We start from the raw sequence: 23,901 nt of genomic DNA, 5'->3' as shown, positions 1-23,901 counted from the left end.
CTAAGGTTTCTGCGGATATCGCCGGGTTCGCGGGACGGGGCTGACGGTTGCGGAGTTGGGGTGGAGCGGCCGTCACGGCATTCGCCGCGGCACTCGTGCTCCTGGGAGGTTCCGGGTCGGCGGCCCTCGCGGCGCCGGCCCTCGACGACGCCGGCAAGGCGCCGGCCGTGGCGTACGCGGTGGGCGCCTCGGCGCCCGCGGCCGGCCGCGAGTCCGGGGCGGCGGCGCCGTCCGTGGAGGAGCGGCCCTGCCCGGTCGCCGTGCCGTCCGGCACCACCTGCGGCCACCTCCTCGTGCCCGAGCGGCGCGACGTCCCCAACAGCAGGACGATCAAGGTCGGCTACGCGGTGCATCACGCGCAGGAGTCCTCGGGGCAGCCGGCCGACCCGGTCGTCTACATGAGCGGCGGCCCGGGGTCGGCCTCGCTCCAGCTCACCGGATTCCTCGCGCGGATGTTCCCCGCGCGCGACGTGGTCGTCCTCGAACAGCGCGGCGGGCGCTACTCCGAGCCCAGGCTGAGCTGCCCCGAGATCGCCCGCGGGATCATCGACACCCTGCGCGGGCCCGGTCCTGGCGCGGCGGAGACCGTCTCGCTCGCCCGGCAGGCGCTGGCCTGCCAGACGCGCCTGGAGGCCGAGCACGTCGACCTGCGCGGCTACCGGACCGCCGAGATCGCGGCCGACATCGTGGACCTGCGGACCGCGCTCGGCTACCCGGGATGGCACCTGTTCGGCGTCAGCTACTCCACCCGCCCGATGCTGCTCGCGGCGGCGCGCGACCCCGAGGGCACCAGGGGGATCGTGCTGGACTCCCTGCTTCCCGCGCACGCCCGCTGGTACGACAACTCGGCCGCCTCGCTGTCGGCGACGATGACCAAACTCGGGATCGCCGCCCGGTTCGACGCGATGGTGAAGACGCTCAACGCCCGCCCCGTGGCGTACGAGACCCGGGACCCGCTCACCCGCCAGCGGCTGACCGTGCGGCTCGACGGGGACGACGTGGCGACGATCCTCGCCGAGGCGCTGCACGAGGCCGACGTGATCCCGATCATGCCGGCGCTCGTGGACGGGCTGGCGTCCGGGCGCACCGAACTGCTGCAACCCCTGGTCGACGCGGCGGGCGACGGGCTGACCTCGCGCGAGTGGGGGCTGTACTACGCCGTCCAGTGCCAGGACGAGGTGCCGGACAACACCTTCCCCAAGTCGCGGAGCCCCCGGCTGTTCACCGGGGTCGTCGACGCGGCGGTCTGCGACGCCTGGGGGCTGCCCGCCTCACGGGCCGAGGCCGACGCGCTGACGCCGCGCGCGACCGTCGCCCCCGTCTCCGCGCAGAGTGCGGCGGGCACTGTGGACGGGAGCCCGGCGGGAGAGCCCGCGACCCCGCCGATCCTGGTCGTGGGCGGCGGCTACGACCCCACCACGCCACCGGAGGCCGCGCGTCAGGCGGTGTCGGCCGTGCCGGGCGCGAGATTCGCCGAGTTCGCCGGGACCGGGCACGCCGTCTTCCTGGGCAACGACTGCGCACGGCGGACCATCGCCGCGTTCCTCGACGCTCCGGCCGCGACGGCGCGCGCGTGCGACCCCGGCGCCGCGCCGCAGGCGCTCGTGCGGCCGGGCGACCTCTCCCTCACCTCCTCGATCTACCGGCTGCTCCGCTCGCCGATCCCGCTGGCGGTCCCCGCGGTCTTCCTGCTCGTGTCGGCCGTCCAGCTCCTCGCGGCGCTGGTCTCCCTGGCCCGCCGGCGCGGCGGCGCGCTGAGCGCGCTCGCGGGCCTGGCGGGCGTCACGCTGTGCGGGCTCTCCGCGCTCAGCCTGGCGGCCGTCGAGGACCGGACGGCGCTGACGATCGGGGTGCCGCACGCTCTGGCGTGGTACGGCCTGCTGGCTCTGGTGTCCACCGGGCTGTCGCTCGTCGAGGCGTTCCGGCTGAACGCCGCCGCCGCCCGGATCATCCCCGCCCTGAGCGGCCTCGCGCTCATCGCCTGGCTGTACGGCTGGCTGCTCACCTGAGCGGACCGGCCCAGGAAGTTCTAAAAAGAAAGTTTCTTAATAGAGAGCATTGACGGAGCAGCTCACAGCGGCTTACGTTCCGATCAACCCCTGGGGGCGGGGTGTGGAACGTCGGCACTTCGCCTGTCGGAGGTATGGCTGTGCGCCTTTCCCTGTTCTCCCGGACCGCGCTCGCGGTCTGTCTCACCCTCGCCGCCGGGGCCGTGGCGCTCGCCGGCGGCGGCACCGCCGGGGCCGCCGCCGGCGACGAGGCCTGCCGGCCCGACGGGCTCTACCGCACGCCCGGCGTGGACGTCCCCTACTGCCTCGCCTACGACCAGAACGGCCGGGAGAAGATGGGCGCCGACCATCCGCGCCGCGTCATCGGCTACTTCACCGGCTGGCGCGACGGATCCAAGGGTCAGACCCGCTACCTCGTCCCCGACATCCCGTGGGGCAAGGTCACCCACGTCAACTACGCGTTCGCCCACGTGGGGCCCGACAACAGGATCTCCGTGGGGTCCGCAACCACGGAGAACCCCGCCGTCGGGATGACCTGGCCGGGCGTCGCCGGCGCGCAGATGGACCCGGCCTACTCCTTCAAGGGCCACTTCAACCTGCTCGCCAAGTTCAAGAAGCAGCACCCGGACACCAAGACGCTGATCAGCGTGGGCGGCTGGGCCGAGACCGGCGGCTACTTCGACGCCGCGGGAAACCGGCAGGCGAGCGGCGGCTTCTACACGATGACGTCGACCCAGGCGGGCATCGACACGTTCGCCGACTCCGTCGTGTCGTTCCTGCGCACGTACGGCTTCAACGGGGTGGACATCGACTACGAGTACCCCACCTCGATGAAGGACGCGGGCAACCCGCTCGACTGGCCGATCGCCAACGCCAGGCGCGCCACCCTCATGAAGGGCTACGTCGCGCTGATGAAGACGCTGCGCGAGAGGCTCGACGCCGCCTCCGCCGCCGACGGCAGGTACTACATGCTGACGATCGCGGCGCCGTCCAGCGGCTACCTGCTGCGCGGCATGGAGACCCACCAGGTGACGCAGTACCTCGACTACGTGAACATCATGTCCTACGACCTCCACGGCGCGTGGAACAAGTACGTCGGCCCCAATGCCTCGCTGTTCGACGACGGCAGGGACGCCGAACTCGCCGCCGCCGGCGTGTACGGCACCGCGCAGTACGGCGGCATCGGCTACCTGAACACCGACTGGGCCTACCACTACTTCCGCGGCGCCATGCCCGCGGGGCGCATCAACATCGGCCTGCCGTACTACACCCGGGGCTTCAGGAACGTGCAGGGCGGCACGAACGGCCTGTGGGGCACCGCTCCCTCGTCGACCTGCCCGGCCGGAGCCGGGCTGACGAGCTGCGGCGACGGCGCGGTCGGCATCGACAACCTGTGGCACGACCTCGACACGGCCGGCCGGGAGTCGCCCGCGGGGTCCAACCCGATGTGGCACGCCAAGAACCTCGAGAAGGGCGTCCTCGGCGACTACCTGGCCTCCTACGGCGTCACCGACACGACGCTGACCGGCGCGTACACGCGCCACTACGACGCGACCCTGGTCGCGCCGTGGCTGTGGAACTCCGCGAAGAAGGTGTTCCTGTCGACGGAGGACGAGCAGTCGGTGGCCGCCAAGGCCGACTACGTGGTCTCCAAGGGGCTGGGCGGCACGATGGTCTGGGAGCTGGCCGGCGACTACGGCTGGAACTCCGCCAAGGGCCAGTACGAGCCAGGCGACACGCTGACCACGCTCATGTACGACGCCTTCAAGACCGCCGCGCCGTACGGGAACGTGCGGGCGACCACCCCGATCCCGGCCCAGAAGCTGGACATCTCGGTCGAGTTCCGCGACTTCGCCCTCGGCGACAACAACTACCCGATCAACCCCAAGATCCGTATTACCAACGGTTCCGGCGTGACGCTGCCGGGCGGGACGGAGTTCCAGTTCGACTACGCGACCTCGGCGCCGGGCAACGCGGCCGACCAGTCGGGCTTCGGGTCCACGGTCATCCGCAGGGACCACACCGCGCCGAACAACATCGGCGGCCTTAAGGGCGACTACAACCGGGTGTCGCTGAAGCTGCCGAGCTGGCAGACCCTCGCGCCGGGCGCCTCGGTGGACGTCGCCTTCGTCTACTACCTGCCCGTCTCCACCCCCTCCAACTGGACGGTCTCCTTCGGGGGCACGACGTACGGGATCACCCAGGACCTGGCCAGGGGCGGCGTGCCCGCGTCCCCCTCGCCGTCACCCTCGGCGTCGCCGTCCGTGTCTCCCTCGGCGTCTCCCTCGGCGTCCCCCTCCGCGTCCCCCTCGGCGTCGCCGTCCGTGGGCGCGTGCGCGGCCCCCGCGTGGTCGGCCACGACCGTCTACACCAGCGGCCTCGTCTCGTACGCCGGTCACACCTGGAAGGCGCAGTGGTGGACCCTGGGCGAGACGCCGGGCACCGCGCAGGTGTGGCTGGATCAGGGGCCCTGCGCACCGGCGTCCCCCTCGCCCTCGCCGTCCGCGTCACCCAGCACGTCACCCAGCGCGTCCCCCAGCCCCTCTCCCAGCGCATCGCCGTTCGTTTCGCCTTCACCGTCGCCTTCACCGTCGCCCTCGCCCTCGCCGTCGTCCGGCCCGGGGCACCCGGCCTGGGCGCCCGGCACGGCGTACGCCGTGGGCGCCCTGGTGACCTACGGCGGCGCGGTCTACCAGTGCCGGCAGTCGCACACCGCCCTGGCGGGCTGGGAGCCGCCGAACGTCCCCGCCCTCTGGACCAGGATCTGACCCTCGCCATGGGAGCCCCGGGCGTCGCGACGCCCGGGGCCTTCCTCACGCGCCCACGGTCCGGGCGCGGCGGGCCACATGCCGGGTGACCAGCAGCATCCCCGCGACCGAGGCCAGCATGCCCGCGACGATGATCGGCACTACGGCCGCGAAACCGGAGGCGCCGGCGACGAGGCCGAACAGCGGGGGTCCGAGCAGCGCGCCCAGGCTGCCCATCTGGGCGACCATCCCGGTGCCCACGTCGGCGTGGTCGAGGCGCTCCAGCACCAGGGGGAGGACGGCGAAGCCGAAGGCGCCCAGCAGCCCGTTCTCCAGGGAGACGACCCCCGCGGCGACGGCCGCGACCGCCAGCGACCCGTCGGTGCCGTAGATCAGCCAGGCGGCCGGCACGACCAGCAGCCCTGAGGCGGCGAGCGCGGCGAGCGGCGCGCCCCTCCGGAGCAGGACTCCCACCGCCAGCCCGCCGAGAACACCCGCGAACGCGATGGCCGAGGTCAACGCCCCCGCGGCCCCCGCCGAGCTCGCGTGCCTGTCGGCCAGCAGCGTCGGCAGCAGCACGACCACCGGCATCGTCACCAGCACCATCAGGCAGAAGGACGCGGTGAGCAGCGCGGGCCACACCAGCGCCCGCGCGCCTGGCACGGGCCCGGCGACCGCGCCAGAGGCGGACGACCGCGGCAGCCGCGCCCGGACGGCCAGCGCCATCAGCAGCGTCAGTCCCGCGATCAGCAGCACCCAGCGGCGCCAGCCGAGCGCCTCGCCCACGGCGCCGCCGGCGAGCGTGCTCACCCCGATGCCGACGGGGACGAACGTCGCCCAGATGGACAGGGCGAGCCCCCGGTCCCGCTCCTCGGCGAGATGGAGGATCAGCGCCGGGCAGGCGATGCTGACCACGAGATAGCCGGCGCCCTCGGCGACGCGGGCGGCCAGCAGCCAGGCGAAGCTCCCCGCGGCGGTGCTCACCGCGCTCGCCACCACCATCAGCACCAGGGCGGCGACCAGCGCCCTGCCCGAGCCCGACCGGCGGACGAGATATCCGGCGGGCAGCCCGGCGACGGCTCCGACGCCGACCACCGCCGAGATCAGCCAGCCCAGTTGCGACAGGGACAGCCCGAGCTGATCGGCCATGGACGGCCCCACCGAGGAGAACTTGCCGTAGCTCATCGCCGCCACGACACCGGCGAGGTAGACGACGAGGATCGTCAGCCACGGCGAGCGCCGCACCGGCGCCGCGCCCCGCTCGGATCCGCCCACCGTCGGCTGGGGGGTCATAGCTCTCCTTCGTGCCGGTCGTCACGGCGGCCGTACTGTCCTGAAAGCCGAATTCGGTCCGCTGTTCACTCAACCAGGAGAATGCGTACGGCGCCCGGCACATCACCGAAAATGATCACCACGGCACCGTACGCAGCCGCCCCCCGGTCCACCGTGGGCGTGGGGAGGCTCCGATCAATGGGACCATGGCTGGGTCGGCGCCCGGTGAAAGGAAGGCAAGTGGACCAGGTCGCCCGGATGTGCAACGACGCCCCGGCCCCGCGCATGGGCGGGCGAACGACCTTACGGACGGCCCCGCCCCCGGCGGCCGTGCGCGGGTCATCGCGGCACGGCTTTTCGCGGCACGGCCTCGCGCGGCTGGTCGCCGCGCCGCTGCTGGCCCTGATCGCGGTGCTGCTGGTGGCGACGCCCGCACGGGCCCACGACGTGCTCATCGGCAGCGACCCCAGGGACGGCGCGGTCCTCGGCGCGATGCCCGCCACCGTGACCCTCACCTTCAACCAGGTCGTACGCCGCGACTACGCGAGGGTCGCCGTCACCGGCCCGGACGGCGCCCACTTCGAGCAGGGCGAGGTCAAGGTGGATGGCCCGCGGGTGTCCATCGGCCTGCGGACGGACGCCCCGGCCGGGGCCTACGCGATCGGCTATCGCATCGTGTCGAACGACGGCCACCCGGTCACCGGCACCGTGAAGTTCAGCGTGTCGGGCACGGGCGCGGGCACAGGCGCAGCCCAGGGATCGGCCGGGCAGCAGACGGCTCAGCCGACCGCCCCCACGGCGGCCGAGACGGCCGGCCCCGGGACGGCGGACTCCGGGACAGCGAACTCCGGGACGGCGGGCGCGGGCTCCGGGACGGGGAGCGGTCAGGGCGGCGGAAGCTGGGTGTGGGGGCTGCTGGCCGTCACCGCCGCCCTGCTGGCGCTGTGCGCCCGAGTGCTCGTGAAGCACGACCGTCGCGTGGCCGAGGGGACGGTCCCCGCGCCCCCGGCGGACACCGCAGGAAACGCGGAGGCTGACGCAGCGGCGGACCCGGTGGGGAACACGGCGGCGGCCCCAGCGGCGGCCACTGCGGCGGCCACAGCGCGGGCGGCCTCTCCGTCCGGCACTGCGGGCGGCAGCAAGACCGGCAGCAAGACCGGCAGGACCAAGGCGGGCGGCACGGCATGACCGCGACCTCCGAACATCGCGCCCCTGCGCTCCGGTCCGGCCCCGGACCTGGGCGGGCCCAGGCCCGGATCCCGGTGGCGGGCCTGGTCGCGGGCGGCGTGCTCGCGGTCGTGGTCGCGACCTGGCTCACGCTGCCCGGAGCGGTGGCGGGGCTTCCCATGCCGAGCGCGATCGTGCGTTACGGCCTTCCGGTCGTCCGCCTCGTGCTCGACCTGGCGGCCACCGCGACCATCGGCCTCAGCCTGCTGCCCAAGCTCCTCGGCTTCGACGACCCCGACAGGACAGAGCCGGTCGCCGCCAGGGCCCGGCACTGGGCCGTGCTGTTCTCACTGGTCTGGTGCGCGGCGGCGCTGACGTCGGCCGTGCTCAGCGCGGCCGAGATCGCTCCTGGCGGCGTTCCCGACGTGGCGGCCTACGTCGACGGCATCGGCGCGGGACAGGGCATGATCGTGAGCGCCTCGTGCGCCCTCGCCAGCGCCGCCGTGGGGATGCTCGCCGTGCGGTTCGGCGAGAAGGTCCCGGCCGAGTTGCGGGTGCTCGTCGCGGGGTTCGGGCTGCTGCCGCTCCCGGTCACCGGGCACGCCTCGAACTGGTACTGGCACGACCTCAGCATGGTGTCGATGGAGTTGCACGTCATCGGCGCCTGCGCCTGGGTGGGCGGACTGGTCGCGCTCGCGGTCCTGCTGCCACGCCGTCGCGACCTGCTCGCCCGCACGCTGCCCCGCTTCTCCCGGCTCGCGACCTACGCGCTGATCGTCGTGGGGTTGTCCGGGCTCTTCAACGGCCTGGTGGAGCTTCTGCTCTCGCCGAACGAGAGCTTCCCCGGGTCGCTGATCACGACGGACTACGGCCGGCTCGTGGTCGCCAAGGCGGTGTTCACCGGGGCCATCGCGCTGCTGGGCGCCCACATCCGCTGGCGGCTGCTGCCCGCGGTCACGCGTCAGGCCCCGGCGGCGTTCGCCGCGTGGGCGGCCCTTGAGCTGACCGTGATGGGCCTCGCGTTCGGCGTCGCCGTCGCGCTGACCAAGGCCCCGGTCGCCTGACCCCTGGGACCTGCGCGGTCCGGCCACCGGCCCGCGCCGCTCCCCCGGCAACGAGAGCAGCACGGGAACATCGAAAAGGGGCCGCCCCCGTGCGAGAGCGGCCCCGTGACACCTAAGCGGATCCGAGGGCCGCGGCCGTCAGGCCCTGGCCTCCGGCACCGCACCGGACACGGCGTCGAGCGGCGCGCCCGGCTCGGACGCGATCTGTCCGCCCCCGGCCGGCCCCTCTCCGGCGTGCCTCTCCGCCGCCGCGGCGGCCGTCAGGCCATAACGACCGGCGAACCACTCCACCGCGAACCAGACGACGGCCATCGCGACGAGCGCGACCGGCCAGGCCTCCGGTGCGAACGGCGGGGCCTCCAGCACCCGGTCCTGCGCCAGCAGCCCTCCGTACACACCGGCGGTGGCGAGCGCCGCGCCCGCGAGCGGCCGCAGCAGCCTGACCGGAATCAGGAACGCCAGGTCCACGGCGAGGCCCGCGAGCAGGAAGAAGAACGGGATCGTCGACGGCGGGAACCCGCCGCCGACGAGCAGCGGCCAGATCACGCAGCGGTAGGCGACGTACGCCCCGGCGACGGTGGTGGCGGTGAGGCGCCGGCCGACCATGACCCGGGCGAAGACCAGGATCCCGACGCCCACCACGCTCGCGTAGACCGCGTAGACGATGTCCGGCACCGGGAGCGAGAACTGGAGGACCATGGCGCGGTCCACGGCCTGCCCCATCTGGTCGGCGGCGAAGTTGAGCAGCGTCGGCTCGGCGTACGGCTGTCCCCGGTCCCAGGAGGCCAGTTCCAGCACGCCGTACTCCTGCTGCAGTTCGGGGAAGTGCGCGTTCTCCAGGAAGAACGCGATCAGGCCGCCCAGGACCAGCGTCCGCTGCCTGCCGGAGATCCCCGCGTGGAGGCCGGAGCCGAGATACCAGCCGCGGATCACCCCGGCGAGCATCAGCGCGGTGCCGATGTACAGCAGCGCGTGGGACGGGCTCCAGGCGGTGATGTCGATGCCGTTGACCCGGTGGTTGATCAGGTCCAGCGGGATCGCGATGAGGAAGACCCCGGTGCCCCACACGATCAGGCGGGAGGCCGTACGGTCCACTCCGTAGCCGGTGTACCAGTGGACGATGGTCAGCGCCACGGCGATCACCGTGCCCGCCGTGTTGAGCAGGTGTGGCGGGGCCAGGTCGTCGCGCAGCCACTTGAAGTGCCACGACACGTCCCAGCTCGACCCGAGGACCTTGAGTCCGAACGCCGCCAGCCAGCCCAGGTAGAGCACCCGGAAGAGGTCTTCCGGCGTCTGCCTGCCCGCCTCCCCTCTCGTCCAGTAGGGAAGGGCCCACTCGGCCATGCGAGCGGGGACTTGCTTCAGCGACGTTCCATTCACGCGCGAAATGATGCCGTTCCCCAAGGTGGGGCGCAATCAGGGTTTACCCCGATCCGTCATCACGATTCGTGTGACTGATCGAAAACGGCCGTGGCCCCGCCCGTTCGTCCACAGACGCCGTGGGCTCCTCAGCAGTCTCTCAGGACCGACAAGTAGCATCTCGACATGGCGTTTCCGACGGGGCGGCGTGCCCTCGCGATCCTACTCTCGCTGGTCATCCTGGTGGCCGCGGGGGTGACGTGGGCTCTGTGGCCCTCCGACCCCGTGGTGAAGGGGCGCGACCTCGTCATCCCCGTCATGGACGGCCCGGCGGACGACCAGCGCGTCGACCTCGACGCCACCTTCTATCCCCCGGCCTCCGGCGGCAGGGCTCCGGCCGTGCTGCTCGCCCACGGCTTCGGCGGCAGCAAGGAGAGCGTGCGCGAACAGGCGGGACGGCTCGCGGGCCAGGGCTACGCCGTGCTCACCTGGTCGGCGCGCGGGTTCGGCCGCTCGACCGGGCAGATCGCGCTCAACTCCCCCGACTACGAGGTCAAGGACGTGCGGGGGCTGATCGACTGGCTGGCCGGACGGCCCGAGGTGAGCCTCGACGGCCCCGGCGACCCGCGCGTCGGGATCGCCGGCGGCTCCTACGGCGGCGCGATCGCGCTGATGACCGCGGCCTACGACAACCGCGTCGACGCGATCGTCCCCCAGATCACCTGGTACGACCTCGCCGACGCGCTCTTCCCCGACGCCTCGGGCAAGGGGCCGGTGAACGGCGTGTTCAAGAAGATGTGGGCCGGAATCTTCTTCACCTCCGCCGCCGACCGGCTGGCCCCGGGCGGCACCACCGGCGCGGCCGGGCTCGCCGGCCTCGCCGGAGCGGCCGGGGCGCGGCCCGGCGGCGAGACTGGGCAGGGGTCTGGACAGGGCTCAGGACAGGGCTCAGGGCAGGGCGCCGGGGCGACGCCCGGGGCCGAGCAGGTGCGGTGCGGGCGGTTCCTGCCGCAGATCTGTGAGATGTACCAGGAGGTGGCCGAGACCGGCCGGGCCACCCAGGAGGCGATCGACCTCCTGCGCAAGTCGAGCCCGGTCTCGGTGCCCGGCAGGATCAGGGTGCCGACGCTGCTGCTCCAGGGCCAGCGCGACTCGCTGTTCCCGCTCTCGCACGCCGACGCCAACGCCCGCGCCATCGCCGCCACCGGCGCTCCCGTGGAGGTCGCCTGGTTCAACGGCGGCCACGACGGCGGCGACGGCGAGGCCGACTGGCTGTCGGACCGCACGACCGGCTGGTTCGACCGCTACCTCAAGGGGGCGGGCCCCGCGACGGGCGACGGCGGCTCCGCCGCGTTCACCGTGACCAGGGACGGCGGGCGCGACCCCGGCACGCGCCGGCCCGTGCTGCTGCACGCGATCGGGGACCGCTACCCGGGTCTGACGGGCGAGGAGCGGACGACCGTCGCCCTCGAAGGCCCCCGGCAGTCGATCGCCAACCCGGCGGGCGGGTCGCCTGCGTCGATCTCGGCGGTGCCCGGCCTCGGCGGGCTGCTCGGCGGCGCCGGCGGCGTGTCGATCGCGCTGGACATGCCCGGCCAGGCGGCCGTCTTCGAGTCCGCCCCGCTGGCCAGGCCCACGCAGGTCACCGGCAGCCCGGCCGTCACCATCAGGGTCTACGGCACGGGTGAGGCCACGCTGTTCGCCAAGCTCTACGACGTCTCCGGAGGGTCGCTGCCCGTGCTCCCCTCGAGCCTGGTCGCGCCGCTGCGGGTCACCGCCAGCGAGGCGGGCACGCCGGTCACCGTGGCGCTCCCTGCCATCGACAGGCGCTTCGACGCGGGCCACAGGATGCGGCTGGTGGTGTCCACCACCGACCTCGGGTACGCGACTCCCGCCGCCCCCGCGGTCTACCAGGTCGCGCTGGAGTCCCCCACGCTGGAACTGCCGGGGGACGCGGCGCTGCGGACGCCCGCCACCGGCCCCGCGTGGTGGACGTGGGCCATGCCGCTCGCCGCGATCCTGGTCGCCGCGGTGCTCCTGCTGACCGGCCGGGCCGGGCGCCGCCCCGAGGAGAGCGACGCCCCGGACGCCGCGTCGGCCGAGGTGCCTTTGGTCATCAGCGGGCTGGGCAAGCGCTACCGCAACGGCGAGAAGGCGGTCGACGACCTGTCGTTCCGGGTCGAGAAGGGCCAGGTGCTCGGCCTGCTCGGGCCGAACGGCGCGGGCAAGACCACCACCATGCGGATGCTCATGGGCCTCATCCACCCCGACGAGGGCGAGATCCGGATCTTCGGCCACCGGGTGCGCCCGGGCGCACCGGTGCTGTCGCGGCTGGGCTCGTTCGTCGAGGGGCCCGGGTTCCTGCCGCACCTGTCCGGGCGGGCCAACCTGGAGCTGTACTGGCAGGCGACGGGACGGCCGCCGCAGGACGCCCACCTGGAGGAGGCGCTGGAGATCGCCGGGCTGGGCGCGGCCCTGGAGCGCGCGGTGCGCACCTACTCCCAGGGCATGCGCCAGCGCCTGGCCATCGCGCAGGCCATGCTCGGCCTGCCCGACCTGCTCGTGCTCGACGAGCCGACGAACGGCCTCGACCCGCCGCAGATCGCCGAGATGCGCCGGGTGCTCAGGGCGTACGCCGAGCGGGGACGCACCGTCATCGTCTCCAGCCACCTGCTCGCCGAGGTCGAGCAGACCTGCAGCCACGTCGTCGTCATGCACCGCGGGCGGCTGGTGTCGGCCGGGCCGGTCGGCGACCTGCTCGGCACCGCGACGGCCGTCAACGGCGGCGGGCCCCGCCTGGAGGACGTGTTCCTCGACCTGATCGGAGAGAAGCGTTGAGCGCGAACCGACCCGCCCCGGGCCTGACCGGGGACGTCCCCACCGGCGGGCGGGCCGCTCCCGCCGCCGCGGACGCAGCGGACCCGCGCGGGGGCGGCGCGGAGGGCCGGGCGCCCGGGTACGCGCCGGGGCGCACACTGCCGCTGCGGGTGGAGTTCGTACGGCAGTTGCGGCGGCGCAGGACCATGGCGATGTTCGGCGTGCTGCTCGCCCTGCCGTGGGTGCTGGTGGTGGCGTTCCAGTTCGGGCCGGCCGGCCGGGGGCAGAGCAGCCTGCGGCTGTCGGACCTCGCCACGGCGGGCGGGCTCAACTTCGCGGCGTTCGCGCTGTCGGTGTCGGCCAACTTCCTGCTGGTCGTCGCCGTGGCCCTGTTCTGCGGTGACACGGTGGCGAGCGAGGCCAACTGGTCGTCGCTGCGCTACCTGCTCGCGGCGCCGGTGCCCCGCGACCGGCTGCTGCGCCAGAAGCTGGTGGTGGCGCTGGCCTACTCGACGGCCGCCGTGACCGTGGTCCCGCTGATGGCCCTGCTCGCCGGCACGCTGGTCTTCGGATGGAACGACATCACCGTGCCGGGGACGGGCGAGGTGATCCCCGCCGCCGACGTGCTGCCCAAGTTCCTCATCGTGATCGGGTACGCCCTGGTCAGCCAGTTGGTGGTCGCCGCGGTCGCCTTCCTGCTGTCGGTCGGCACCGACTCCCCGCTCGGCGCGGTCGGCGGGGCGGTCGGCCTGGTGATCGTCAGCAGCATCCTGCAGGCGGTCGAGGCGCTTGGCTCGCTGCGCGAGTTCCTGCCCACCTTCTGGAACACCGCGTGGCTCGACGCGCTCGCGCCCGAGCCCGACTACAGCGGCATGGTGAAGGGAGTGGTGGTGTCGGTGACGTACTCGGTCATCCTCATCGCCCTGGCCTTCCGCCGCTTCCGGCGCCGGGACGTCGTGTCCTGACGGGCATCGCCTCCCCCGGACATTGCAGCTAGCCGCCATGCCCGGGGACGGGTGGCAGCGGGGAATGATGGGGGTTGCCACGGCAGACAGGCCCAGCCCGGCTGAGTCATTGTGGTTGACGGAGCCGACCACACCCGGCCCGGCGCGCACACGCCCGCCGTCCGGCCGGTGAACGAGGTCGCCGCACCGCCCACCCTGACGGACGTACTCAAGCGCCGCTGCCTCGGCAGCGGTCTCGCAGCCGGAGGTGAGCAGATTGCCGAGAACTGTCGTGGAACCGGCGGGAACCGCGCCGTGCCGGGTTCCGCCGGGCCCGCTCGCGGCGTGGCCGCCCCATCCCTGCCGACATCGCCCGGAAGCGGTCGCGGCCGAGCCGGCACCGCTGCCATGAGCGTCATGTGCCGGCTCTCCCACACACCCGTCGGCGATCCCGCCGGCCGTGCCCGCGACCCGCGCGACCACAACGAGATCGCCCTCCCGGTGGAGGCCGCCGAGAGCGTGCTGGAACAACTCGCCGCCGCCAGGATAGAGCTGGACCGGACGGCCGAACGGCAGCGCCGTTTCCTGGCCGACGCGTCCCACGAGCTGCTCACGCCTCTCGCCGGGCTGCGGACGCAGCTCGAGGAAGCCCGGCTGCACCCCGGCGACACGGATCTCGCCGAACTCGTCGACCACACACTGCGAGACGTGGACCGCCTTCAGGCGATCGTCAGCGACCTGCTGGTGCTCGCGAAGGCGGGAACGAGGCCGGTCCACGAAAGAAGACGCGCCGACCTGGCGGAGCTGGTCCGCACGGGGGTCTCCAGCCGGGCGCCCCGGGCGCCGATGCTGTTCCGGCTCGTCCCCGGGGTGGTGATCCACGCCGTCGAGCACGAGATCCACCGCCTGCTGGGCAATCTTCTGGACAACGCGCAGCGTCACGCCAGAAGCAGGGTGCTGGTGGAGGTGCTCCAGGTGGGCGCGCACGCGGAGATCTCGGTGTCCGACGACGGAGACGGCATCGCCGAAGCCGATCGGGACAGGCTCTTCGAGCCGTTCAGCCGGCTGGACGAGTCCCGCTGCCGCAGCCGGGGCGGTCCCGGCCTCGGCCTCGCCGTCGCGCGCGAGATCGTGCGGGCCCACGGCGGGACCATCGGTGTGGAGGACGCGCCGGAGGGCGGCGCCCGATTCGTCGTCCGCCTGCCGCTCGCCGGCCCCCTGCCCGGCGGCGGGCGTCACCCACACGCGCGGGCGTGACCGTACGCCGGCTCGTGACCATGTCTCCGCGGGCCGCGACCGTGCCAGGCCACGGCGCGACCCGTTCGGTCGTCAGCCGCTGCCGACCGGGATGAGGGCCGTCAGCGTGGTGCCGTCGCCGACCGGGCTGACGACCTCGATCGTCCCGTCGAGCGCCTGGACACGGTCGCTGAGACCGATAAGCCCGGACCCCCTGCCCGGGTCCGCGCCGCCTATCCCGTCGTCGTGGATCGCGACTTTCGCCCTTTCGCGTGTCGCGTCCACCTCGATGTGCACCAGCGAGGCGTGCGCGTGCTTGGCCACGTTCGTCAGCGACTCCGAGACGATGTAGTAGACGGCCACCTCGACCCGCTCCGGGAGGCGTTCCCGGACTCGCACCCGCAGGTCGACGGGGACCGACGAGCGGCGCGCGAGCATTCTCAGGGCCGGTCCGAGCCCGCCTTTGGACAGAATCGCCGGGTGGATGCCGCGCGACAGCTCCCGCAGGTCCTCCAGCACCAACGCCAGGCCCTCGGCCGTGCGGGACAGCTGTCGCCTGAGCTCCGGCAGCTCCGGCGGCACGGCGGTCTCCGCCATGCGCAGCTGCAACCCCAGGGAGACGAGGCGCTGCTGCGCCCCGTCGTGCAGGTCGCGCTCGATCCGGTGCCGGGTCTCGTCCGAGGCCGCGACCACACGGGCGCGTGAGGCGGCGAGCTCGTCGCGGGTCAGGGCGTTGGAGATAGCCGTGACGACGAGTTCGGTGAAGTCGCGCATGCGCTCCTCCACACCCTCCGGTTGCCGCTCCAGGCCCCGGAAGAACGCGATCATCACGCCCCACAGGCGTCCCTCGACGACGATGGGGCCACCGATCGCGACCCCGTTCTCCTCGTCTCTGGCCCACCTGCCCAGCTCCCCGGCCGTCCTTTCGTCCACCATGATCCTGCCCGGCTGTCCCGATCGCAGGACGAGGGCGGACAGGCCCTCCTCGTGAAGCCGCCGGCGCGCGCCCACCGGCGGCGGGGACCCGACGCCCGACGCGCTCCAGGAGCTCATCAGGACGACCGTACGGTCGGGCTCGTATCGTTCGATCGCCGTGTGGTCCGCGTTCACGATCAGACCCATCTCACGGGCGACCGCGTTGAAGATCTCTGTTGGGCTGACCGCGCGCGCGACCAGTGTCGCCACCCTGCGCAGGGCGGCCTGCTCCTCGGCCACTCTGGCGAGCTCGTCCCTGCTCGCCGCCAGGGCACAGGCGACGGCCTCACGACCACGCGCCGCCACCAGCGCCGCCTCCAGCGAAGGCACCACGCGCTCCCGCAGGCGGCACAGCGTCGCCTGCGGCAGGTCCGCGGGCACGACGAGCGAGCCGAACCGGGCGCCCTCGTCGCTGAGGGGCAATGCGGTGCGGCGCCGGTCGTCGCCGGCCGGCCCGAACTCGATCGCCACGGACGGCAGACCGAGGTCCTGCGCCAGACGCCGGGCCACGACCGGCAGCGCCGCGCGCAGATGCTCGGCACGCAGGAGGAGACGGGCCGTGCCGGCGCCGACGTCGGCCTCGCGGCGGCGCTCGTCGGACTCCGTGAGCAGTGTTCGCAGCAGCGCCGCGGCACCGCTGACCAGCAGCGCGACCACCAGGAAGACCAGCAGCGCAATCCACGACCAGCTGCTGAAGAGCGTGATCCGGTACATCGGGGGGACCAGGAAGAGGTCGTAGGCCAGACCGCTCGCCAGCGCGGTCGCGACGCCGAGCGGCAGGCCCCACACGTACGAGACCAGGAGAATTCCGAGCAGATAGGGTAGGCCTAAGGGACTCGTGGAGGCCGTCCGGGCCAGTAGGAGGGCCAGAAGCGTCTCCACCGTCACGCATGCGACGCCGACGACGACGCCCAGCAGAAGGGGCGGACGTGTCATACGAAGCAGCGACGACACCCATCGCGCGCGCATAACCCAACGTTACGCGGCCATATGTACCACATCGACGCTGATCGGCCGCGCATCGTGTGACTGCCCGATCACCGACACGATCGAGGTACGGCCCCTGCGAACGCGGGCAGTGACCGCGCGCGAAAGGCGGCGGAACGGTGGACAAGGCCCCGGCACGAGTGGTCCTGGCGGACGACGACGTCCTGTTGCGGGAGGGGCTGGCGAGCCTGTTGGAGCGATCGGGGTTCGAGGTCGCCGGCCAGGCGGGAAACGCGCCCGAGCTGATCACCCTCGTACGGCGGTGCCACCCCGACCTCGCGATCATCGACATCCGGATGCCTCCGCGACACGCCACGGAGGGCGTCGAGGCGGCCAGGGTCATCCGCGCGGAGTTCCCCGAGATCGGCATCCTGCTGCTGTCGGCGCACGTCGAGGTCGATCAGGCGATGGAGTTGCTCGCCACGGGCCATCGGATCGGCTATCTGCTCAAGACCCGGGTGACCGCGGTGTCCGAGTTCGTCGGGACGCTGAGACGCATCGTCGACGGCGGTTCGGTCGTCGACCCCAGCCTCGTGGCGGAACTGATCAACGCCCGCCGCCGGCACGATCCGCTGGAGCACCTCACCCAGCGTGAGCGCGAGGTGCTCGCCCTCATGGCGGAGGGTCGCTCGAACGCGGGAATCGCGCACAAGCTATGGATCACGGAGGGCACGGTGGAAAAGCACGTGCGCAGCATCATGTCGAGGATGCGGCTGCCGGAGACGGAAGACGACCACCGCCGCGTGCTCGCGGTGCTCACGTTCCTCGACGCCCGCTGACGCCGCCCACGACAGGGAGGACGCGGCCCGGATCCGTGCGGTCCGGTCAGGCGTTCGCCTTCCGGATGATCTCGCCGATGGCGCGGCCCGACAGGCGGGCCTTGGACAGGAAGGCGACGGCCGGGCTGCTCGCGATCATCTCGGCGAAGTCCTGCTCGTCGTAGGTCGAGATCAGGATGATGCTCGGCCGGTGGCGCCCCGCCTCCGCGCAGAGCCGCAGGACCACGTCGAAGCCGCTCTCCTCGCCGAGGTCGATGTCGACCAGCACGAGATCCGGCCGCAGCTCCCGGAAGCGCCGGAGAGCCCCGGCCGAGGTGGACGCCGTGCCCACGACAGCGATGCCGTCCGCCTCCAGCAACAGACGGGCGGCCTCCTTGAAGTGATCGCTGTCATCGACGATGAGGCATCGCAGGGCCACGTCTTCAGGATGGCATCGCAGCACGTCCGGGTCATTGCAGTTAACCGCCATCCCGGGGTCGTGCGGACATGCCCGCATGATGGGGGCTTCCGGAGCAGACGGCGGGCCGCTGCTGCCCGACGGCCGCAGTCTCCTCCCGCATCGGCCGTGCCGCACCCAGGCAGCGTGACCCCGCGGACAGCCAAGGCCGCCTGGTTCGAGCCGGCGGCGCCGCCCTAGCCCCAGTGAGGGGGGCGTTCCTCGATCAGGTGGGCGACATCGGAGTCGGAGCGCCACTCGCCCCACCCGAGATCGGTGTCGTCGCTCGTCTGGTCGGGCAGCACCGGCAGCCCCTCTTCGAAGAGGTCCACCGGACGCATGTCATCCGGATGCCGCATACTCACGCGGCCAATGTTACCGGCATCCCCAAGCCGCGCGCGGACGCGCCGGACCTGCGACGGGGCGTCGACGACCTTCCCGCGAGGGGAGATTCGCCCGTCTCGCGGCGGGGCAAAGGTCACGTGCGTACCACCAGACAGCCAACCGCACCCAAAGGTACGATGCGGGAGCAGGGAGCACGCCGGACGAACCCCCCGTGAGGCGGCATGGCAACGCCAGCAGGATGGCGGCAAGAGGGCAACCTGCCCGTGGAGCTGACCAGCTTCGTCGGGCGGACGCGACTGCTCGCGACGCTCAGGCACAAGCTGCAGGAGTACCGCCTGGTCACCGTCACGGGCATCGGCGGGGTGGGCAAGTCCCGCACCGCGCTGCGTCTCGCGCACCAGGTGCGGCGGCAGTTCCGGGACGGCGTCTGGTACGTCGACCTGGCCCGGCTGCAGGACCCGGCGATGGTCTACCACACGATCACGGCGGCGCTCGGCATCGCCGACCAGTCGCCGCGTGAGGGCTCCGACACGCTCACCGAGTGGCTCGCCGACCGTGAGCTCCTGCTCATCCTGGACACCTGCGAGCACCTGGTCGACGCGTGCGCCCGGCTCACCCAGGACCTGCTCGACACGGCGCCCCACCTGCGCATCCTCGCGACGAGCCGGCGGTCGCTCAACGCGCCGGGCGAGTACACGGTGGCCGTGCCGCCGCTGTCGGTGCCGGGCGACAGGCCTTCGGAGAACCCGTACACCAACGAGGCCGTCGAGCTGTTCGGCACCCGGGCCTCCGCCGTCGTCCCCGACTTCATGGTGGACGAGACCAACGTCTCCGCCGTCGCCGAGCTGTGCCGCCGCCTCGACGGGATCCCCCTGGCCATAGAACTGGCCGCCGTGCGCCTGCGCACGCTGTCGGTCGAGCAGATCCTCGCCCTGCTCGCCGACCGGTTCAGCCTGCTCGCCGGAGCCAGCCGTACGGCGCTGCCGCGGCACCAGACGCTCCGCGCGGCGATCGGGTGGAGCCACGAGCTGTGCGAGCCGGCCGAGCGGCTGCTGTGGGCGCGGCTGTCGGTGTTCGCCGGCGACTTCGAGCTGGACGCGGCCCGGCACGTCTGCGCGGGCGAGGCCCTGCCCGCCGACGCGATCCTCGACGTGATCGGCGGCCTGGTCGACAAGTCGGTCCTGCTGAGCTTCCCCACGCCCGCGGGCCAGCGCTACCGGCTGATCGACACGCTGCGGCAGTACGGCGGCGAGTGGCTGGACAAGCTCGGCGAGACGCCGGACCTGCGGCGCCGGCACCGCGACTACTACCTCCAGCTGGCCGAGCGCAGCGAGGACTCCTGGTCGGGGCCGCGTCAGGTGCACTGGTACACCCGGATGCGCCAGGAGCACGACAACATCCGCGTCGCGCTCGACTACTGCCTGTCGACCCCCGGGGAGGAGCAGGTCGGCCTGAAGCTGCTGTCGGCCCTGTGGTTCCTGTGGGTCGCGTGCGGTCTCGCCCGCGAGGGCGCGGTCTACCTGGAGCGTGCGCTCAAGGCCAGCCCCCTGCCGAGCAAGGAGCGCTGCAAGGCCCTGTGGGTGCTGGCCTACATCCGCGGCGCCCAGGGCGACATGGCGGGCGCGCTCGCCGCCGCCGAGCAGTGCAGCACCGACGCCGTACGCGTGGGCGACTCGGGCGCGGTGCTGCTCGGGACCAAGATGCAGGGCACCGCGGCCATGCTGCAGGGTGACGCGAAGAAGGCCATGGCGCTGCTCGGCGTCGCGATCGAGTTCCACCGCGGCGGGCGGGAGCTGAACCCGGGCCTGCTGCCGGCGATCGTCGAGCTGTCCATGGTGCTGCTCGCGCAGGGCGAGCTCGCGGAGGCGGAGGCGCTGCTGACGGACTGCCTGCAGGTCTGCCAGGAACGCGGCGAGCTGTGGCTGTGCTCCTACGCCTGGTACGTCAACTCCCTCGTCCACCGGGCCACCGGCCGGCGTGACGAGGCGCTGGTGGCGTGCAAGGAGTCGCTGCGTATCAAACGGCACTTCCACGACGTGCTCGGCATCGTCCTGTGCGTGGACAACCTCGCCACGCTCAGCCTGGAGGCCGGTGACCCGGAGCGGACCGCGGTCCTTCTCGGGGCGGCGCAGGCCAACTGGCGGACCTTCGGGCTGCCGCAGTTCGGGTCGCCGTTCTTCACCACCGAGCACGAGCAGTGCGTCAAGGAGTGCAAGAAGCTGATCGGCGACGCCGCCTACGAGGCGTCGTACGCCATCGGCGCCCGGTACAGCCTGGGCGACCTCGTCGAGTACGCGCTGGACGACCTCGACGACTTCCACCTGGACTGACCGGACGCCGCGTCCCGAGGGTCTCCGATAGTCGTCACTGCCACGCGCCGAAGTACCGCGAACTGGTCAGCGAGTAGTCCACGCTGCCGCTGATCCAATACTTCAGGCCGTCGACGTACGCGTCGACCGCGGGCGAGCCGAGCGCCTGGGTGGCCGGGGTGAGCGCCGCCATCGCGGCCACCGCCTCGTCGCGCATCACGCCGATCCGGTCCATCGCCTCCTGGACCGTGCAGCGCGTGTGCCCGACGAGCACGCTGACGAGGTTGTTGCGGATGTTCTCCTCCCCTCGCTCCTTGGCGTACGAGATGAGGTCGTTGTCCCAGACGACGACGTCGTTGGCGTGCCTGGTCATCTCCTGCACGACCGGGTGGCGCCATTCGTCCACGGTGAGGCGCACTTCGGCGGCCACGTCGACCAACGCGAAGACGGTGAGCATCGCGCCGGTCCTGCGGCGCATGAAGATGTAGTCGTCGATCGTGGGCACCACGTCGTCCTCGCGGTTGGCGGCCTCCCACACCTGTGCGAACAGGTAGTCCTTGGTCATCGCGCACCAGCGGTCGACCTGGTCGGCGGTGGCGCGGGCGGCGATCCTGGTCCTGATGTCGAGCAGCGCCCGGGCGAAGACGTCGTCGACCGGGTCCTTGTGCCCCTCGACCACGCTGTAGAGCTGGGGCAGGGCGCGGGCGATCTCCGCCGCCCGCCGGTCGGACTCGCAGTAGGCGTCGTCGAACGCGAACAGCCACACGCACCAGTCGGTGGCGAGCTGGCACAGCTGGCGGGAGGCGTACGGGTAGGTCCGGGCGCCCAGCCATCCGTAGTGGGCGAGCTGGAAACGCTCGAACTCGGCGTCGTCGGAGATCATGCCGGAGGCGGCCAGCCAGGCCAGCGTGTCCCGGTTCACCTCGTCGACGTACGGGTTCACCGCACTGGGGAAGGGGCAGGTGAGTGAGGGAAGGCGGAGGGGCTCGCTAAGGGAATGCGCTTTCGCATTAGCCATCCGACAAGCATGGTCCTACCGGTTGGACGACGCCAGACCTCCACCAATTACGGACACATCAGTCAGCCGGAGCGACTCGGCCGGTTCGGCCTCGCGAGTTCGAACGGCCTGGTGGCGAACTCCTCCGGCCCCCGGGTCCGGCTCCGCGCTCTCCACAGTCCACCGGTAGGGTCGCCGCAACCGCCCCCTGTTTCGATCACGGTGTCGAGCAGGACATCGAGCAGCACATCGAGCACTGCATCGAGCACGGAATCGACCGGGGGTCCCGTAGGTTCAGTACGTAAAGACTTCGCGAGAAAGGCTGGGACTCGTGTCCGACCCCACGGATCTCTATCGGCTCGACGGGGACCTGCCCGAGCTGACCGGTCCGGTGCTGCTGTACCACTTCGAGGGGTTCGTCGACGCCGGTGCCGCCGGGCGGCTGGCCCTGGGGCACCTCCTCGCCGAACTGGAGCACCGGATCATCGCGACCTTCGACGTGGACCGGCTGATCGACTACCGGTCGCGCCGCCCGCCGATGACCTTCGACACCGATCACTGGAGTGACTACGACACTCCTGAGCTGGCCGTCTACCTGGTCAAGGACGTCACGGGCACGCCGTTCCTCGTCATGAGCGGGCCGGAGCCCGACCGGGAGTGGGAGCTGTTCACCGAGGCCGTCGGCATGCTGGCGACCCGGCTCAACGCCGGCAAGCTGGTGACCACGCACGGGATTCCGATGGGCGTCCCGCACACCCGGCCGCTCGGCCTGACGGCCCACGCCACGCGGCCCGACCTCGTCCACGGGCAGACCAGCCCGTTCGGCAAGGTCCGCGTGCCGGGGAGCCTCGCCGCGCTCATCGAGTTCCGGCTCGGGGCCAAGGGCCACGACGCGCTCGGCTACGCGATCCACGTGCCCCACTACCTCGCCCAGGCGGAGTATCCGCAGGCCGCGGTGACGGCGCTGGAGGCCATCACCCGAGGCACCGGGCTGGTGTTCCCCATGGACACGCTCAGAGACGCCGCCGACAAGACCAACGCCGAGATCGAGGAGCAGATCGCGGCGTCGGAGGAGCTGGCCGGCGCGATCCGCGGCCTGGAGCAGCAGTACGACGCGTTCCAGTCGGGCGCCGAGCGGGAGAGCCTGCTGGCCGAGGAGGCGCGGATGCCCACAGGTGACGAGCTCGCCGCCCAGTTCGAGGCGTTCCTCGCCGAGCGGGACGACCGCGAAGGCTGACCGCCGGGAGACCGGGACGGCGGCGTCCTGCCCGATCGCCGCCGGAGCAACTCGCACGAACTCGCACGAAAGGGATCACTCTCCCTCCATGTCGCTCTCCGACTCCCCCGGCATCCGGGTCGGACTGGCCGGTTTCGGTCCGGCCGGATCCTTCTTCCACGCGCCGTTGATCGCCGCCACGCCGGGGCTGCGCCTCACCGCCGTCGTCACCCGCGACCCGGCCAGGGCCGAGCGCGTCCGCGCCGAGCATCCGGGTGCGGACGTCGTGTCCACCCCGCAGGCCCTGTGGGACCGCTGCGATCTCGTGGTGATCGCGACCCCGAACCGCACCCACGTGCCCCTGGCGGCCGAGGCGCTCAAGGCCGGTCTTCCCGTGGTCGTCGACAAGCCGCTGGCGGGCACCGCCGCCGAGGCCCGCGACCTCGTACGGCTCGCGCGCGACCGCGGGCTGATGCTGACGGTCTTCCAGAACAGGCGCTGGGACGGCGACTTCCTGACGGTGCGCCGGCTGCTGCCCGAACTGGGCGAGGTCCACCGGTTCGAGTCACGGTTCGAGCGGTGGCGGCCGGTGCCCAAGGGCGGCTGGCGCGAGTCCGGCGGGCCCGAGGAGATCGGCGGCGTCCTCTACGATCTCGGCAGCCACCTCGTGGACCAGGCGCTGCGGCTGTTCGGCCCGGTCTCGCAGGTGTACGCGGAGACCGACGTCAGGCGGGCGGGGGTGCGGGGCGACGACGACGCCTTCATCGCGCTGACCCACCGGAACGGCACCCGGTCGCACCTGTGGATGAGCGCGGTCGCCGCCGACCTCGGCCCGAGGTTCCGGGTGCTCGGCTCCCGCGCGTCGTACGTCAAGTGGGGGCTGGGCCCGCAGGAGGAGCGCCTGCGCGCGGGCGGACGCCCGGACGCCGCCGACCGCTCCGGGGCGGGGTGGGGCTCGGAGCCCTCCGAGCGCTGGGGCACGCTCGGGGCGGCGGGCGACGCCGTCCCCGTCCCCACCGAGCAAGGGGCGTACCAGCGGTTCTACGAGGGCGTCGTGGCCTGCCTGCGCGACGGCGCCGCGCCCCCGGTCGAACCGGACGAGGCGGCCGACACCATCGCCGTCATCGAGGCCGCCGTCCGGTCGGCCGCCCGCGGCGAGGTGACGGCGCTCCCCGCGCTCCCCGCGTTCCCCGCGCTCCCCGCGTTCCCCGCGCGGAACGGGTGACCGGCCGGTCGTACGGG

General features: G+C 72.6%; 17 protein-coding genes. 11 read left to right on the top strand and 6 right to left on the bottom strand.

From position 1 onward, the window contains the following. The first annotated feature begins 47 nt into the window (after positions 1-47). Positions 48-2,009 carry an alpha/beta hydrolase gene (locus HHX31_RS17440; RefSeq protein ID WP_169949358.1) on the top strand — a complete coding sequence of 654 codons (1,962 nt, stop codon included), beginning with the start codon at positions 48-50 and terminating at the stop codon, positions 2,007-2,009. Between the two features lie 134 nt (positions 2,010-2,143). Then, a complete protein-coding gene (locus tag HHX31_RS17435) occupies positions 2,144-4,777 on the top strand; it encodes a chitinase C-terminal domain-containing protein (RefSeq protein WP_169949357.1) in 2,634 nt (877 codons plus the stop codon). A 45-nt stretch (positions 4,778-4,822) separates the two neighbouring features. Here the strand turns inward: HHX31_RS17435 and HHX31_RS17430 are convergent, their stop codons facing one another. Continuing rightward, positions 4,823-6,049, bottom strand: a complete 1,227-nt coding sequence (locus tag HHX31_RS17430) for a CynX/NimT family MFS transporter (RefSeq protein WP_169949356.1) — start codon at positions 6,047-6,049, stop codon at positions 4,823-4,825. A 219-nt stretch (positions 6,050-6,268) separates the two neighbouring features. On the opposite strand from HHX31_RS17430, the gene HHX31_RS17425 reads away from it, so the two are divergent. Both HHX31_RS17425 and HHX31_RS17420 read left to right on the top strand, forming a co-directional pair. Then, positions 6,269-7,216, top strand: a complete 948-nt coding sequence (locus HHX31_RS17425; protein WP_169949355.1) for a copper resistance CopC family protein — start codon at positions 6,269-6,271, stop codon at positions 7,214-7,216. Beyond that, entirely contained in the window at positions 7,213-8,259 is a 1,047-nt protein-coding gene (locus tag HHX31_RS17420; protein WP_169949354.1) for a copper resistance D family protein, read from the top strand. Before HHX31_RS17425 ends, HHX31_RS17420 begins: the two co-directional genes overlap by 4 nt. Before the next feature lie 138 nt (positions 8,260-8,397). On the opposite strand, the gene HHX31_RS17415 is transcribed toward HHX31_RS17420, so the two are convergent. After that, positions 8,398-9,639, bottom strand: coding sequence for a hypothetical protein (locus HHX31_RS17415; RefSeq protein ID WP_211589863.1), 1,242 nt, complete (start codon positions 9,637-9,639; stop codon positions 8,398-8,400). A 165-nt stretch (positions 9,640-9,804) separates the two neighbouring features. Between HHX31_RS17415 and HHX31_RS17410 the strand changes: the two genes are divergently transcribed. The 3 genes from HHX31_RS17410 to HHX31_RS17400 all read left to right on the top strand — a co-directional run bounded on the left by HHX31_RS17410 (position 9,805) and on the right by HHX31_RS17400 (position 14,636). Then, positions 9,805-12,456 (top strand): CocE/NonD family hydrolase, encoded by a 2,652-nt coding sequence (locus HHX31_RS17410; protein ID WP_169949353.1) that lies wholly within the window; start codon positions 9,805-9,807, stop codon positions 12,454-12,456. Next, positions 12,453-13,400 (top strand): ABC transporter permease, encoded by a 948-nt coding sequence (locus HHX31_RS17405; protein WP_311931894.1) that lies wholly within the window; start codon positions 12,453-12,455, stop codon positions 13,398-13,400. The genes HHX31_RS17410 and HHX31_RS17405 overlap by 4 nt, the downstream gene beginning before the upstream one ends. Before the next feature lie 396 nt (positions 13,401-13,796). After that, complete coding sequence (locus tag HHX31_RS17400; protein WP_169949352.1) at positions 13,797-14,636, top strand: sensor histidine kinase KdpD; 840 nt, start codon at positions 13,797-13,799, stop codon at positions 14,634-14,636. Between the two features lie 72 nt (positions 14,637-14,708). On the opposite strand, the gene HHX31_RS17395 is transcribed toward HHX31_RS17400, so the two are convergent. Then, positions 14,709-16,526 carry a DUF4118 domain-containing protein gene (locus HHX31_RS17395; RefSeq protein ID WP_169949351.1) on the bottom strand — a complete coding sequence of 606 codons (1,818 nt, stop codon included), beginning with the start codon at positions 16,524-16,526 and terminating at the stop codon, positions 14,709-14,711. A gap of 170 nt (positions 16,527-16,696) precedes the next feature. Here HHX31_RS17395 and HHX31_RS17390 point away from each other — a divergent pair, with 170 nt between their 5' ends. Then, positions 16,697-17,356 (top strand): response regulator transcription factor, encoded by a 660-nt coding sequence (locus tag HHX31_RS17390; protein ID WP_169949350.1) that lies wholly within the window; start codon positions 16,697-16,699, stop codon positions 17,354-17,356. A 46-nt stretch (positions 17,357-17,402) separates the two neighbouring features. Here the strand turns inward: HHX31_RS17390 and HHX31_RS17385 are convergent, their stop codons facing one another. Beyond that, on the bottom strand, positions 17,403-17,774 hold the full coding sequence (locus HHX31_RS17385; RefSeq protein ID WP_211589862.1) for a response regulator transcription factor: 372 nt from the start codon (positions 17,772-17,774) through the stop codon (positions 17,403-17,405). A 215-nt stretch (positions 17,775-17,989) separates the two neighbouring features. Next, the gene (locus tag HHX31_RS35155) at positions 17,990-18,124 is read right to left on the bottom strand and encodes a hypothetical protein (RefSeq protein WP_283244554.1); all 135 of its coding nucleotides are present in this window, start codon (positions 18,122-18,124) and stop codon (positions 17,990-17,992) included. Positions 18,125-18,358: 234 nt separating this feature from the next. Between HHX31_RS35155 and HHX31_RS17380 the strand changes: the two genes are divergently transcribed. Next, positions 18,359-20,467 carry an AAA family ATPase gene (locus HHX31_RS17380; RefSeq protein ID WP_169949348.1) on the top strand — a complete coding sequence of 703 codons (2,109 nt, stop codon included), beginning with the start codon at positions 18,359-18,361 and terminating at the stop codon, positions 20,465-20,467. 34 nt (positions 20,468-20,501) lie between these two features. Here the strand turns inward: HHX31_RS17380 and HHX31_RS17375 are convergent, their stop codons facing one another. Then, positions 20,502-21,389 carry a 4-epi-cubebol synthase gene (locus HHX31_RS17375; protein ID WP_169949347.1) on the bottom strand — a complete coding sequence of 296 codons (888 nt, stop codon included), beginning with the start codon at positions 21,387-21,389 and terminating at the stop codon, positions 20,502-20,504. 385 nt (positions 21,390-21,774) lie between these two features. On the opposite strand from HHX31_RS17375, the gene HHX31_RS17370 reads away from it, so the two are divergent. Further along, entirely contained in the window at positions 21,775-22,680 is a 906-nt protein-coding gene (locus tag HHX31_RS17370; RefSeq protein WP_169949346.1) for a proteasome assembly chaperone family protein, read from the top strand. Between the two features lie 88 nt (positions 22,681-22,768). Beyond that, positions 22,769-23,884, top strand: coding sequence for a Gfo/Idh/MocA family oxidoreductase (locus HHX31_RS17365; protein WP_169949345.1), 1,116 nt, complete (start codon positions 22,769-22,771; stop codon positions 23,882-23,884). Positions 23,885-23,901: the final 17 nt, after the last annotated feature.

The sequence above is a fragment of the Microbispora sp. H11081 genome, from assembly GCF_012999535.1.
GTDB lineage: Bacteria > Actinomycetota > Actinomycetes > Streptosporangiales > Streptosporangiaceae > Microbispora.
The sequence above is the reverse complement of the archived record's forward strand: the minus strand, read 5'-3'. Positions and strand labels throughout refer to the sequence as shown.